A 12,905-nucleotide genomic window follows, 5' to 3' on the forward strand; every position below is an offset into this window, starting at 1 on the left:
CGGGTAGCCTTGTGCGCGGGGATGATCACGGGGTCTATCTCGTGGAGCCTCGCCCATGCGTACTGATGTTCAGGGTCATGCCCTTGCCGTGCTGAGCAAGGTGGCCCAGGCCGATTGGCCGGACCGCTTCAAGTTGCGCCAACCTTTCGAGAAGCTGCTGTACACCGGCAGCCGCAGCAGCTTCCGCTATGCGGCGGCACGCGGTGGCAAGAGCAAGGCACCGCGCGCCACGAGCGGTGATGGCTTGTTCGACCTGTCCCTCTCTGACGAACAGCAGATGCTGGTGGAGATGCTGGACAGCTTCGCCAGTGAAGTCTTGCGCCCCGCCGCCCATGATGCCGATGCGCAGGCGGCCGTACCGGCCGAATTGCTGATTCAGGCCCGTGAGCTGGGACTGGCCTTTTACGGCGTTTCCGAAGCACATGGCGGCATGGCCGGTGAGCGCACTCTGGTAACCAATGCACTGATCGCCGAGGCGCTTGGCAAGGGTGACCTGACCCTGGCCGCCAGCTTGCTGGTGCCGCTCTCGGCGGCCAACTGCATTCGTCGCTGGGCGTCGCCGGAGCAGCAGGCACAGTGGTTGCCGGCCTTTGCCAGCGAGCAGGGCGCTGAGCCTTATGCCTTGGCTGTCAACGAGCCCGCTGTGCTGGCGGACCCGCAGAGGCTGCAAACCACGGCCCGCAAGCGCGGCGGGCATTACCTGCTCAATGGCGAGAAGTGCCTGGTTCTGCAGGGGCTCAATGCCAGTCGTTTGCTGGTCGCCGCGCAGTGCAGCGACGGGCCGGCGCTGTTCTGGGTCGATGCCGCGAGCAAAGGCATCAGTCGTCAGGCCGAGCCGGCTATGGGACTCAAGGCGGGCGCGCTGGCACGTGTGCGGTTCAAGTCGGTCAAGGTGCCGGCCGAGCACCGCCTGGCCGCTGCCGATTTCGATTACTCAGCCTTTCTGGCCTGCTCCTCTCTGGCCTGGTGTGCCCTGGCGGTCGGCACCAGTCAGGCGGCGCTGGACTATGTGATCGGCTATTGCAATGAGCGGGTCGCCTTTGGCGAGCCAATCAGCCACCGTCAGGGTGTGGCGTTCATGGTGGCCGACCTGGCCATCGAGATCGACGCCATGCGCCTGATGGTCTGGCGGGCCTGTGCCCGCGCCGAGCGTGGCGAAGACTTCCTGCGCGAGGCCTATCTGGCCCGCGTACTTTGTACCGAGAAGGCGATGAAGGTCGGTACCGATGCCGTGCAACTGCTCGGCGGCCATGGCTTTACCAAGGAGCACCCGGTCGAGCGCTGGTACCGCGATCTGCGCGCCGTTGCCATCCAGGCCGGCGGCCTGCACCTCTGAGGAGCGCACACATGTATCTGGAAACCCCCAAGAAATTCCGTGCGCTGGAGAACCAAGCGCATCAGGTGGCCGCGCAGTTCTTCCGGCCGATTTCACGCAAGTACGACAAGGCCGAGCATGCCTATCCCAAGGAGCTTGACCTGCTGGCCGCCCTGCTCGATGGCATGAACGAAGGCTCGCCCAATGCCGTGGGCGCAACCTCTGCCAGCAAGCGCGGCGCCGCGCGGGAAGTGGAGGAGGGCATCAAGAACGGTGGCAACCTGTCGGCCCTGCTCGGCGTGATGGAGCTGTGCTGGGGCGATGTCGGCCTGCTGCTGGCCATGCCGCGTCAGGGGCTGGGCAACGCGGCCATCGCCGCGGTGGCCAATGACGAGCAGCTCGGGCGCTTCGGCAAGACCTGGGCAGCTATGGCCATCACCGAGCCCGGTTGCGGCTCCGACTCGGCGGCGATCCGCACCACGGCGGTGAAGGACGGCGATCACTACATCCTCAATGGCGAGAAAATCTTCGTCACCTCGGGCGAACGGGCCAAGGCAGTGGTGGTCTGGGCCACCCTGGACAAGGGGCTGGGGCGCGCGGCGATCAAGTCGTTTGTGGTTGAGCACGGCACGCCGGGCATGACCGTCACCCGTCTGGAGAAGAAGCTCGGCATCAAGGCCTCGGATACGGCGGCGATCAGCTTTGTCGACTGCCGGGTGCCGGCGGCCAACCTGCTTGGCAATCCGGAAATCGATGTGCAGAAGGGGTTTGCCGGGGTCATGGAAACCTTCGACAACACCCGGCCACTGGTCGCCGGCATGGCCATCGGTGTGGCCAAGGCGTCGCTGGACCGTACCCGTGAGCTGCTCTCCAGGGCGGGTTGCCGTTTCGACTACCGCAAGCCGCTACTCAGCGTCAGTCATGCCGAGGCCACGCTGTACCGCCTTGAGGCCGAATGGGAGGCGGCGCGCCTGCTGACGCTCAAGGCTGCCTGGATGGCCGACAACAAGCTGCCCAACTCCAAGGAGGCGTCGATCGCCAAGGCCAAGGCCGGGCGGGTGGCCAATGAGATCACCCTGAAGTGCGTCGAACTGGCCGGTGCTGCCGGCTATGGCGAGGACGAGCTGCTGGAGAAGTGGGCGCGGGACTCGAAGATTCTCGACATCTTCGAAGGCACCCAGCAGATCCAGTTGCTGATCATTGCGCGGCGCTTGCTAGGCAAGACGTCCAGCGAATTGAAGTAAGACCGCTTTGCCCACTTCGCCCCGGTTTGCCGGGGCTTTTTTATCTGGGGGTCAGGCGGCGCGCAGGCGCTGGATCCAGTCCTGCCAGGCGATGCGCTCATCGTGCACCAGCCAGCCATCGCGTTCGGCGAAGGCTTCCGACAGCCACAGCGGCTGGCGGGTATCGACCGGGTCGAGCATGCCCTGCTGCAGGGTGTACAGCTCGCTGGTGGGATGACCGCGGTGCAGGGGAATCAGATAGAGGTCAGGTTCGTCCGGTTGCAGCTCGGCCACCAGATGGTCGCCGACCAGTCGCTCGTCGGCGTGGAACAGGCTGAGCTCACGGGCCAGGCTGGGTAGCTCCAGGCGCATGTTGTAGACCAGTTGCAACGACGCCGTGGGCAGGTGCACATAGGCGAACGGCCGCTCCAGCAGCGGCATCTGCCCGCGCAGGACCGGATGGGTCGAGCCCGCCTGAGCCTGCAGGCTGAAATGCTGCTCGTCGTGGTAGTCGAGGGTGTCGGCATAGGGCGTGGGCAGCCAGGTCTGGGCAAAACGCCCGCACAGCCAGCCGGCCTCGCTCTGCACCAGGCATTCTTCGGCCACTTCGTGCAGGGCAGTGAGCAGTGGCAGGTTGAGTTCGTGGGCCGGAACATAGCCGGAGATCAGCTTGAGCACACAGTCGCCGCGGTCGGCGCGTTGCTGGCGCACCACCACCCAGTAGTCGCGACCATCCAGGTGCAGGGTCAGACGCACGGAAACGCCGAGGTTGGCCAGCTCCACACTGAAGTGCTGGCTGTTGCCAATCTGCACCGGGCGTCGGCGCGCCTGCATCTGGGCAAAGTTCAGGGGCAATCCGATGCCCTGGTAGTGCAGCTGGTGACCGTCGGCCTCCACGTGTAGGGCGAGGGTCTTGAAGCTGCCGGGGTCCTTGCGGGCGAGGGTCAGCGGCATGGTGACTCCTGTATCGCAGTCGACAAACGGAAGCTTGAGGCTAGCAGCTTAATTCCTGCTTGCCTGCGGGATGCGACGACCTGTCGCGCCTCTCTGTGCCGGGCTTCTGGCACCGAATTTCCGCTTTTCAGCCGAGCCCTTTCAGTACCCCGGCGGCGCAGGCCACGTTGTGGGCCAGATGTTCGGGGTTGATGGTGCCGACGATGGCGCTGGTGACGCCCGGGTGGCCGAACACCAGTTCGAAACTGGCCTGTACCGGGTCGACACCGGGTTGCAGGCAGGCATGGCCGCTGGCCAGCGCCTTTTTGACCAGAATGGCTTTGCCGTGACTGGCGGCGTAATCCAGCACCGGCTTTTCGCCCTGCTCGTTGAGGTTGTAGGTGACCATGGCGCAGTCGCCGTCTTGCAGGGCGAGCAGGCCGCCCTCGACAGTCTTGCCGGAGAGGCCGAAGGCGCCGATCTTGCCCTCGCGCTTGAGCTCGGCGAGGGTTTCGTAGATGCCGGATTCGCGCAGAATCGCCACATCATTGCCATCGGAGTGCACCAGCAGCAGCTCGATGTGCTCGCACTCCAGGCGCTTGAGGCTGCGCTCGACCGAGAGGCGGGCATGAGCCGGGCTGAAATCGAACAGCGACTGGCCGCCGATGAACTCCTCGCCGACCTTGCTGACGATCACCCACTCGTGGCGCTGGCCGCGCAGCAGCGGGCCGAGGCGCTCCTCGCTGGTGCCGTAGGCCGGCGCGGTGTCGATCAGGTTGATGCCCAGCTCGCGGGCCTGCTGCAGCAGTGCCCGCGCGGCGGCGTCATCGGGAATGGTGAAGCCGCTGGGGTATTTCACGCCCTGGTCGCGGCCCAGCTTGACCGTGCCCAGCCCCAGTGGCGATACGTGCAGGCCGGTGGAGCCCAGCGGCCGGTGCCAGTCATGCAGGGTGGTGGGATTCATGGCAGCAAGGTCTCCCAGGCTGGCTGGGCAACAGCCGGGCGTGGCAGCGGCGGCAGCTCCGGGTGATCGCCGGGCTGGATGTTGTCGCGCTGCAGTGCCGCGACAACCCGGTCGGCAAAGTCGGGCGACAGCGCGAGCTTGGTCGGCCAGCCAACCAGCAACGGGCCGTCTTCGGCGAGGAAGGCATTGTCCGGGCGTACCAGACCGGACTGCGCCGGCTCGGCGCGGTCGACCCGCAGGGTGGCCCAGCGGGTCGCGCTCTGGTCGACCCAGGGCAGCAGTTCAGCCAGCTCCTGCTGCGCCGCCTTGATCTGACTGGCTTCGTCGCGGGCCACGCCGTCGGCCTCGGCGAGATCGCCTCCGAGGTACCAGACCCACTGGCCATCGGCCGCCGGGTGGGTGGTGACGGTCACCCGTGGCTTCGGTCCGCCGCCCAGGCAATGGGCATACAACGGTTTGAGCGCGGGTCCCTTGGCCAGCACCATGTGCAGCGGACGCAGCTGCTGCTTGGGTTGCTCGATACCAAGGGTCGCCAGCAGTTGGGCATTGCCGGCGCCGGCGCTGAGCACCACGCGCTGGGCGCGTATCTCGCGTCCGTCGATCCGCAGGCCGCTGAGCTGCGTGCTATCACGCAGCGGCTGGATGTCCCGGGCGGCCAGCAGACCGTCACCTGCCAGCTCGGCCAGGCGGGTAATCAGGCTGGGCACGTCCAGCACCAGTTCGGCCAGGCGATAGACCTTGCCCTTGAACTTGCGGTCCTGCAGCGCCGGCGGCAGCTGCTCGCCCTTGACCTGGTCGACGCGGCCGCGCACGGCCTTGCTAGCGAAGAAACTGGTGAGGTTGCCGGCCAGGGTGCCGGGCGACCACAGGTAATGGGCTTCGGAGAGCAGACGCACACCGGAGAGGTCCAGCTCGCCGCTGCCGCTGAGGGCCTCACGCCAGCGCCTGGGCATATCGGCAATGGCTTCCGAGGCGCCGGTCAGGGCGCCGTGCAGCGCGTATTTGGCGCCGCCGTGGATGATGCCCTGGGACTTCACGCTCTGTTCGCCGCCGAGGCTGCCGTGCTCGACCAGCAGGGTGCTGTAGCCCAGGCGGCGCAGGCGTGCGTTCAGCCACAGACCGGCGATACCGCCGCCGACGATCAGGACATCAGTGCTCAGGGGGTGTGACATGCTGGCGCTCACGACAGAAACAGGCGCGCAGTATAACGGTGATCAGTGTCCGGCGGTTTTCGAGAACAGCTGGATGAAGACCACGCCGGCGACGATCAGGCCCATGCCGATGATGGCCGGCAGATCGAGCTTCTGCTGGTAGATCACCAGCGCGACGATGCTCACCAGCACAATGCCGAGGCCCGACCAGATGGCGTAGGCCACGCCAACCGGCACGGTCTTGACCACCAGACTGAGCAGGAACAGCGAGACCGAATAGCCCACCACCACCAGAATGAGCGGCAGCGGTTTGTTGAAACCATCCAGCGCCTTCATCGAACTGGTGGCGATGACTTCCATGACGATGGCGATGGCCAGGTAGAGGTAGCCGGGCATGGCGGGTACTCCGTGAATGATGCGCTGATTCTATAAGTTGAGCGCTGGGGGTAAAGTCATCACCTATCTGAATGGGAGATAGGTATGGGGCCGAACCTGGAGCAGCTGCAGGTCTTTGTCAGGGTCGCGGACGGCGGGTCGTTCTCGGCGGTGGCGCGTGAGCTGGGGCGCGCTCAGTCGGCGGTGAGTAACGCGGTGGCTCTGCTGGAGGTGGATCTGGGCTGCCAGCTGTTCGAGCGCCGCAGCGGCTGCGCGCCGCGGCTGACCCGGGCCGGCGAGGCGTTGCTCAGCGAGGCGCGTGAATTGCTGCAGCAACAGCAGCGCCTGCAGGGGCGGGCGCGTAGCCTGGCCGGGGGCGAGGAAGCTTGTCTGCGCCTGATTCTCGACGAGGCCATGTCCTACCTGCCGCTGCTGGACAGTCTGGAGGCGCTGGGGGAGCGGCATGCCGAGCTGGAACTGCAGCTCTACAGCGGCACTCAGGGCGATATTGCCCGCTGGGTGGAGGGGCGGCGGGCCGATCTGGGGCTGCTGTTCCGGCAGGAGCAGATGCCAGCCAGTCTGGAGCGGCGCTGGCTGGGCAATGTGCCGCTGGTGCTGGTGGTCGGTCAGCAACATCCTCTGGCTCAGGCCGGGCGCGTGAGCCAGCGCGAGCTGGCCTGTCACCGGCAGTTGCTGATTGCCCCGCGCGAAAGTACCTACCCGGATCGCGAGCGCATCAGTGCGCGAATCTGGCGTGCCGACAGTCTGTATGCCATGGCCGAGCTGGCCGCGCGCAACCTGGGCTGGGCGCTGTTGCCGCTGCATGTGGTGCAGTACCCGGTCTACCGCGAGCAACTGGTGACGCTGCAGGCCGACTGGGCACCGCCCGCCTGGGGAGTAGAGCTGGTCTGGCGCCGTGATCAGGCCCTGGGGCCGGTGGCCAGTTGGTTGGCTGAGCGATTTGCCGGGCACTTGCAGCAAGGCTGAGCGGCGGGGATTTGGTAAGCTGCGCGGCATGAACCGAACTCTCTATTCCGTGCTGTTTCACCTGGCCCTTCCCCTGATAGCCCTGCGCCTGGCCTGGCGCGCCTGGCAGGCGCCGGCCTATGCACGGCGCATCGCCGAGCGTTTTGCCCTGGCGCTGCCGCCGCTCAAACCCGGCGGTATCTGGCTGCATGCCGTGTCGGTGGGGGAGAGCATCGCTGCGGCGCCGCTGGTGCGCGAGCTGCTGGCGCGCTACCCGGAGCTGCCTGTCACCATCACCTGCATGACACCGACCGGCTCCGAGCGCATTCAGGCCATGTTCGGCGGCCCCGAGTATGCCGGCCGCGTGCAGCACTGCTATCTGCCCTATGACTTGCCCTGGGCGGCGGCGCGTTTTCTCCGGCGGGTGCGGCCGTGTCTGGCGGTGATCATGGAGACCGAGCTGTGGCCCAACCATATTCACCAGTGTGCGCGACTGGGTATTCCGGTGGCCCTGGCCAATGCCCGGCTGTCGGAGCGTTCGGCCCGTGGCTATGCCCGCTTTGCCCGGCTCACCGCGCCGATGCTGGCCGAGCTCTCGCTGATTGCCGTGCAGACGGAGGCCGAGGCGGAGCGTTTCCGCCAACTGGGCGCACGTCCCGAGGCCGTGCAGGTGACGGGGTCGATCAAGTTCGACCTGACCATTGATCCTGCCCTGCGTCAGCGCGCCGATGAACTGCGCGCCAGCTGGCAGCCGGCTGGGCGGCCGGTGTGGATTGCTGCCAGCACCCATGCCGGAGAGGACGAGATCATCCTCGCGGCGCACCGCGAACTGCTCAGGCAGAATCCGGATGCCCTGCTGATGCTGGTGCCGCGTCATCCCGAGCGCTTCAACAGCGTGTTCGAGCTGTGCCAGCGTGAAGGCTTTTCCACCCTGCGCCGTTCGGCGGGTGAGCCGGTTGGTGCCGCGCATCAGGTGCTGGTCGGCGACAGCATGGGCGAGCTGCTGTTCCTCTACGCTCTGGCCGATCTGGCTTTTGTCGGCGGCAGCCTGGTGGCCAATGGCGGACACAACCTGCTGGAGCCGGCGGCGCTGGGTAAGCCGGTGCTGTCCGGTCCGCACCTGTTCAACTTTCTGGAAATCGCCGCAATGCTGCGTGAGTCGCAGGCCTTGAGCGAAGTGGCCGATGCCGGTCAGTTGGCGGCGGCCCTGCAGCAACTGTGGCAGCAGCCCGAGCAGCAGGCGGCCATGCGGGCCGGCGGGCTGGCGGTCATGCAGGCCAATCAGGGGGCGCTGGCGCGCCTGCTGGGTGGTTTGCAGGCGTTACTGGATCGGTGATTCGCAGGCATTAAAAAGCCCGGCATTGCCGGGCTTTTTTGTCGCTGCCGATTAGAACTCCGGGTTGCCCTTGAGCTGGGCTTCGGCGGCCTTGGCCAGATCTGGCGGCAGGAAGTCCTTGTCCGGGTTGTAGTCGGGCTTGAGGTAGGCCGAGAGGGCCTCCAGGTCCGACGGTGCCAGAGTGCCGGCGACCTGCTTCAGACGCAGGTTGTCGATGATGTAGCTGTAGCGGGCGTTGTTGTAGTCGCGTACCGAGCTGTACAGCTGGCGCTGAGCGTCCAGCACGTCGACGATGTTGCGGGTACCGACCTGATAGCCGATTTCGGTGGCTTCCAGGGCGCTCTGGTTTGAGATGATCGACTGCTTGCGCGCACCGACCTGCTCGACGTCGGTATTCACCGCGCGGTGCAGGTTGCGGGTGTTCTGTACCACCTGACGGCGCAGGCTTTCGCGGCTCTGCTCGGTCTGGTTCAGACGCTGGTACGACTCGCGGACCTGCGAGCTGGTCAGGCCGCCGCTGTAGATCGGCACCGACAGCTGCAGGCCGATGGACTGCTGCTCGGCATCACCGTTGTACAGGCTGGCATTCGGGGTGTTGGTAAAGCCCAGGCTGTCGTTGTCGCCCTTCTGGTAGCTGGCCACGGCATCCAGGGTCGGTGCGTGACCGGCCTTGCTCTGGCGCAGGGTTTCTTCGGCGGCATCGACGGCGTAGTTGCTGGCCTGCAGGTTGAGGTTCTGCTGAGCGGCAGTATCCACCCAGGCTTTGGCGTCGTTCGGCGTCGGCACCACGACCGGCAGGGTGTGGCGCACGCCTTCCAGCGAGCTGTACTGGCGGTTGGTCAGGGTGATCAGGGCCTGGAAGGCATCATCCACCTGCTGTTCGGCGATCATCCGGTTGGCGCGGGCGGTGTCGTAGCCGGCCTGGGCTTCCAGCACGTCGGTCTTGTCCGACAGGCCGACGTCGAAACGTTCGCGTGCCTGATCGAGCTGGCGCTTGAATGCGGCTTCTTCGGCCTTGGTGGTCGCCAGGTTGTCCTGGGCACGCAGTACGCTGAAGTAGGTTTCTGCCGTTTGCAGGATCAGGTTCTGCTCGGTCGCCGAGAATTCCAGAGCAGCCTGCTCGCTGACGGCCTTGGCCGCTTGCAGCTGATACCAGCGGTCGGCACGGAACACCGGCTGGGTCAGGTTGGCCTGATAGAGCAGGCCGCTGCGGGTGGAGTCAGTGCTGCCCAGGCGCGTATCCACTTCGGTATCGGTATTGCTGTAGCCGGCGCCGCCGGTGATGAAGGGCAGCAGTCCGGCACGGGCCTGCGGTACCACTTCCTGACGGGCCGCGAAGTCTGCACGGGCAGCCGCCAGATCGGCGTTGTTCTCTACTGCGTCCTTGTATACCGAAACCAGGTCGCGCTTGAGCGATTGTGGGGGCTCTTCGGCCCAGGCCAGTCCTGATGCGGCGGCCACAGCCATGGCCAGAGTGAGTCTGCGCAGCATGATGAATCCTGCTTTTTGTCGGAAATGATCGGCAAGGCTAAGGGGGGGCGGGGGGGCGGTCAAGGCCGCAGGCGCCACAGCTAGTCTAGTTTGCAACAAGCTATGTTGCCTGCGCGCAACAATCCTCTGCCGACCAAGGGTGGTCCGGGACGTTGGAGTTCTGCGCCGCGCTTGATTAGACTGCCGGCAGTTCTTGTCGGGGTGCCCAGAGTCGTGGGCTGAGATCGGACAGTTCCGGATCCCGTTGAACCTGATCAGGTTAAGGCCTGCGTAGGGAACAAGATGTGCTCGCCTGCGTGGCGACCCCCTCTGGCACCGCTCCCGGTGCGCCCGTCGCCTTCAGGTTCGCTCCGACAGTCAGCCCGGAGAAGCCGATGAGCGTGCAACAACAGAAGAACCTGAGCGAAAGCGCACAGGTCGACCAGCAGTCCGTACAACCTTTCCCCCGTTCGCAGAAGGTCTACGTGCAGGGTTCGCGTCCGGACATCCGCGTGCCGATGCGCGAGATCAGCCTGGACGTGACCCCCACCGCCTTCGGCGGCGAGATCAACGCCCCGGTCACCGTTTACGACACCTCCGGCCCCTACACCGACCCGGCTGTGCAGATCGACGTACGCAAGGGCCTGCCGGACGTGCGCAGTGCCTGGATCGAGGATCGTGGCGACACCGAGAAGCTGCCGGGCCTGTCCTCCGAGTTCGGCCAGCGCCGCCTGAACGATGCCGAGCTGGCCAAGATGCGCTTTGCCCACGTGCGCAACCCGCGCCGCGCCAAGGCCGGGCAGAACGTCAGCCAGATGCACTACGCGAAGAAGGGCATCATCACGCCCGAGATGGAATACGTTGCCATCCGCGAGAACATGAAGCTGGCCGAGGCGCGCGAGGCCGGTCTGCTGAAAGAACAGCATGCCGGGCAGAGCTTCGGCGCCTCGATCCCGAAAGAGATCACCCCCGAGTTCGTGCGCAGCGAGATCGCCCGCGGCCGTGCCATCATCCCGGCCAACATCAACCACGTGGAGCTGGAGCCGATGATCATCGGCCGCAACTTCCTGGTGAAGATCAACGGCAATATCGGCAACTCGGCGCTGGGCTCCTCCATTGAAGAGGAAGTGGCCAAGCTGACCTGGGGCATCCGCTGGGGCTCCGATACCGTCATGGACCTCTCGACCGGCAAGCACATCCACGAGACCCGCGAGTGGATCATCCGCAACTCTCCGGTGCCGATCGGCACCGTGCCGGTCTACCAGGCGCTGGAGAAGGTCGGCGGCATCGCCGAGGACCTGACCTGGGAGCTGTTCCGCGACACCCTGATCGAGCAGGCCGAGCAGGGCGTGGACTACTTCACCATCCACGCCGGCGTACTGCTGCGCTATGTGCCGCTGACCGCCAAGCGCGTCACTGGCATCGTCAGCCGCGGCGGCTCGATCATGGCCAAGTGGTGCCTGGCGCACCACAAGGAGAACTTCCTCTATACGCACTTCGAGGAAATCTGCGAAATCATGAAGGCCTACGACGTCAGCTTCTCGCTGGGCGACGGCCTGCGTCCGGGTTCGATTGCTGACGCCAACGACGCCGCGCAGTTCGGCGAGTTGGAGACCCTCGGCGAGCTGACCAAGATCGCCTGGAAGCACGATGTGCAGACCATGATCGAAGGCCCCGGCCATGTGCCGATGCAGCTGATCAAGGAGAACATGGACAAGCAGCTCGAATGCTGCGACGAGGCGCCGTTCTATACCCTCGGCCCGCTGACCACCGATATTGCCCCCGGCTACGACCACATCACCTCTGGCATCGGCGCCGCGATGATCGGCTGGTTCGGCTGCGCCATGCTTTGCTACGTGACTCCCAAGGAGCACCTGGGCCTGCCGAACAAGGATGACGTGAAGACCGGCATCATCACCTACAAGATCGCCGCGCACGCCGCCGATCTTGCCAAGGGCCATCCGGGCGCGCAGATCCGCGATAACGCCCTGTCCAAGGCGCGCTTCGAGTTCCGCTGGGAAGACCAGTTCAACCTCGGCCTCGACCCGGACACCGCGCGCAGCTACCACGACGAGACCCTGCCCAAGGACTCGGCCAAGGTGGCGCACTTCTGCTCCATGTGCGGGCCGAAGTTCTGTTCGATGAAGATCACTCAGGAGGTGCGCGAATACGCCGCCGAGAACGGCCTGACCGACGAGCAGAAGGCCATCGAGGCGGGCTTCGCCGAGCAGGCCGAGCGCTTCAAGGACGAAGGTTCGGTGATCTACAAACAGGTCTGAACGGCCGGTTGGCCTGCTGAATAAAAAACCGGAGCTCGCGTCAGCGGCTCCGGTTCTTTTATGTCGGCGTGCCGCCTGTCAGCGGCGGCCGGGGAAGTAGTATGGCTGGAGGATGCCGTTGAGGCGCGGGTAGGGCACGCGCAGGTCCGGGTGGCCGCTGGTATAGGGCGCAATGCGGGCGATGTCGTACTTGAGCATCACGTTGCCCGACAGCAGGGCGATATTGTCGGTGCGCTCGAGCGGCCAGGTGTCGAGAAACTCGGCATCCTGATCGTGACCGTTGGCCTTGAGCCAGGCCTGGTGGGCCAGATGGACCTGATCCCAGAAGGCTTCTTCCTGACCTGGCAGGAGCATGTCGCGCAGGGTGATGACCTGGTTCAGGGTACGGTCGTAATTGAGGTAGGAGCGCCCGGGAGTGCCACGGGCACCGCCTGTAAAGCGGTAGCTGGACAGTTCGATGACCACCACGCGGTCATGCTGCTGCAGCACCTTGGCCTGCAGGTAGCTGGTCCAGCCCGGCTTGGCCGTGGCGAGAAAATCCCGTTCATAGCCTTGCAGTGACGCTGGTGGTGGATCGCTGGGCAGCTCGGTAGTCAGCTGCAGCAGTTCACGCTCGATGCGTGCATTGAGTTTGGGCAGGCCCTTGGGTAGCTGCAGGTCGATGTTCACCAGCGGGCAGTCCGCGCCTGTGCAGCCGGCGGGGCGGTGTTCCCAGCGCTGCGTGCTGGTCGGTAGTGGTTGCTGGGCGGGTGTCAGCAGGCTCTGGCAGCCGGCGAGCAGCAGGCCGGCGGTCGCCAGTGCAAGGCAGTGAAGTGCGCGCATGAAGAGTCCTTGGCAGCGGCAGCGAAGGCGGCATTGTCCCTGTTGCCGGGCCGGCATCCAAGTGCTGCCGT

Annotated in this window: 11 protein-coding genes and 1 riboswitch; of the genes, 5 read left to right on the forward strand and 6 right to left on the reverse strand. The window is 65.6% G+C overall.

What is annotated here, in order from left to right; all coding sequences use genetic code 11:
- Positions 1-55: 55 nt before the first annotated feature.
- A complete protein-coding gene (locus CK486_RS00285) occupies positions 56-1,336 on the forward strand; it encodes an acyl-CoA dehydrogenase family protein (RefSeq protein WP_095938314.1) in 1,281 nt (426 codons plus the stop codon).
- An 11-nt stretch (positions 1,337-1,347) separates the two neighbouring features.
- Entirely contained in the window at positions 1,348-2,559 is a 1,212-nt protein-coding gene (locus CK486_RS00290) for an acyl-CoA dehydrogenase family protein (RefSeq protein ID WP_095938315.1), read from the forward strand.
- 51 nt (positions 2,560-2,610) lie between these two features.
- On the opposite strand, the gene CK486_RS00295 is transcribed toward CK486_RS00290, so the two are convergent.
- The 4 genes from CK486_RS00295 to CK486_RS00310 form a co-directional block, all read right to left on the reverse strand.
- A complete protein-coding gene (locus CK486_RS00295) occupies positions 2,611-3,492 on the reverse strand; it encodes a metal ABC transporter ATPase (protein ID WP_095938316.1) in 882 nt (293 codons plus the stop codon).
- A 127-nt stretch (positions 3,493-3,619) separates the two neighbouring features.
- On the reverse strand, positions 3,620-4,435 hold the full coding sequence (locus CK486_RS00300) for an aldo/keto reductase (protein ID WP_095938317.1): 816 nt from the start codon (positions 4,433-4,435) through the stop codon (positions 3,620-3,622).
- On the reverse strand, positions 4,432-5,607 hold the full coding sequence (locus CK486_RS00305; RefSeq protein ID WP_095938318.1) for an FAD-binding oxidoreductase: 1,176 nt from the start codon (positions 5,605-5,607) through the stop codon (positions 4,432-4,434). Before CK486_RS00305 ends, CK486_RS00300 begins: the two co-directional genes overlap by 4 nt.
- Before the next feature lie 42 nt (positions 5,608-5,649).
- Positions 5,650-5,982: a multidrug efflux SMR transporter gene (locus CK486_RS00310; protein WP_095938319.1), complete on the reverse strand. Its 333-nt coding sequence runs from the start codon at positions 5,980-5,982 to the stop codon at positions 5,650-5,652.
- 84 nt (positions 5,983-6,066) lie between these two features.
- Between CK486_RS00310 and CK486_RS00315 the strand changes: the two genes are divergently transcribed.
- Together CK486_RS00315 and waaA are read left to right on the forward strand one after the other, a co-directional pair.
- Entirely contained in the window at positions 6,067-6,948 is an 882-nt protein-coding gene (locus tag CK486_RS00315; RefSeq protein WP_095938320.1) for a LysR family transcriptional regulator, read from the forward strand.
- Positions 6,949-6,976: 28 nt separating this feature from the next.
- Positions 6,977-8,263 (forward strand): lipid IV(A) 3-deoxy-D-manno-octulosonic acid transferase, encoded by a 1,287-nt coding sequence (gene waaA / locus CK486_RS00320; protein WP_095938321.1) that lies wholly within the window; start codon positions 6,977-6,979, stop codon positions 8,261-8,263.
- A gap of 51 nt (positions 8,264-8,314) precedes the next feature.
- On the opposite strand, the gene CK486_RS00325 is transcribed toward waaA, so the two are convergent.
- A complete protein-coding gene (locus tag CK486_RS00325; protein ID WP_095938322.1) occupies positions 8,315-9,754 on the reverse strand; it encodes a TolC family outer membrane protein in 1,440 nt (479 codons plus the stop codon).
- A 187-nt stretch (positions 9,755-9,941) separates the two neighbouring features.
- A riboswitch (TPP riboswitch) is annotated at positions 9,942-10,048 on the forward strand.
- A gap of 80 nt (positions 10,049-10,128) precedes the next feature.
- On the opposite strand from CK486_RS00325, the gene thiC reads away from it, so the two are divergent.
- Positions 10,129-12,012 (forward strand): phosphomethylpyrimidine synthase ThiC, encoded by a 1,884-nt coding sequence (gene thiC / locus CK486_RS00330; protein ID WP_095938323.1) that lies wholly within the window; start codon positions 10,129-10,131, stop codon positions 12,010-12,012.
- Between the two features lie 78 nt (positions 12,013-12,090).
- On the opposite strand, the gene CK486_RS00335 is transcribed toward thiC, so the two are convergent.
- The gene (locus tag CK486_RS00335; RefSeq protein ID WP_095938324.1) at positions 12,091-12,834 is read right to left on the reverse strand and encodes a DUF3298 domain-containing protein; all 744 of its coding nucleotides are present in this window, start codon (positions 12,832-12,834) and stop codon (positions 12,091-12,093) included.
- Positions 12,835-12,905: the final 71 nt, after the last annotated feature.

It is taken from the genome of Pseudomonas sp. HAR-UPW-AIA-41 (assembly GCF_002304225.1).
Classification (GTDB): Bacteria; Pseudomonadota; Gammaproteobacteria; order Pseudomonadales; family Pseudomonadaceae; genus Aquipseudomonas.

Excerpts from the sequence above, each read along its gene's own strand:
- CK486_RS00285 (WP_095938314.1), top strand. The coding sequence starts at position 56 with ATGCGTACTGATGTTCAGGGTCATGCCCTTGCCGTGCTGAGCAAGGTG.
- CK486_RS00290 (WP_095938315.1), top strand. The coding sequence starts at position 1,348 with ATGTATCTGGAAACCCCCAAGAAATTCCGTGCGCTGGAGAACCAAGCG.
- CK486_RS00295 (WP_095938316.1), bottom strand. The coding sequence starts at position 3,492 with ATGCCGCTGACCCTCGCCCGCAAGGACCCCGGCAGCTTCAAGACCCTC.
- CK486_RS00300 (WP_095938317.1), bottom strand. The coding sequence starts at position 4,435 with ATGAATCCCACCACCCTGCATGACTGGCACCGGCCGCTGGGCTCCACC.
- CK486_RS00305 (WP_095938318.1), bottom strand. The coding sequence starts at position 5,607 with ATGTCACACCCCCTGAGCACTGATGTCCTGATCGTCGGCGGCGGTATC.
- CK486_RS00310 (WP_095938319.1), bottom strand. The coding sequence starts at position 5,982 with ATGCCCGGCTACCTCTACCTGGCCATCGCCATCGTCATGGAAGTCATC.
- CK486_RS00315 (WP_095938320.1), top strand. The coding sequence starts at position 6,067 with ATGGGGCCGAACCTGGAGCAGCTGCAGGTCTTTGTCAGGGTCGCGGAC.
- waaA (WP_095938321.1), top strand. The coding sequence starts at position 6,977 with ATGAACCGAACTCTCTATTCCGTGCTGTTTCACCTGGCCCTTCCCCTG.
- CK486_RS00325 (WP_095938322.1), bottom strand. The coding sequence starts at position 9,754 with ATGCTGCGCAGACTCACTCTGGCCATGGCTGTGGCCGCCGCATCAGGA.
- thiC (WP_095938323.1), top strand. The coding sequence starts at position 10,129 with ATGAGCGTGCAACAACAGAAGAACCTGAGCGAAAGCGCACAGGTCGAC.
- CK486_RS00335 (WP_095938324.1), bottom strand. The coding sequence starts at position 12,834 with ATGCGCGCACTTCACTGCCTTGCACTGGCGACCGCCGGCCTGCTGCTC.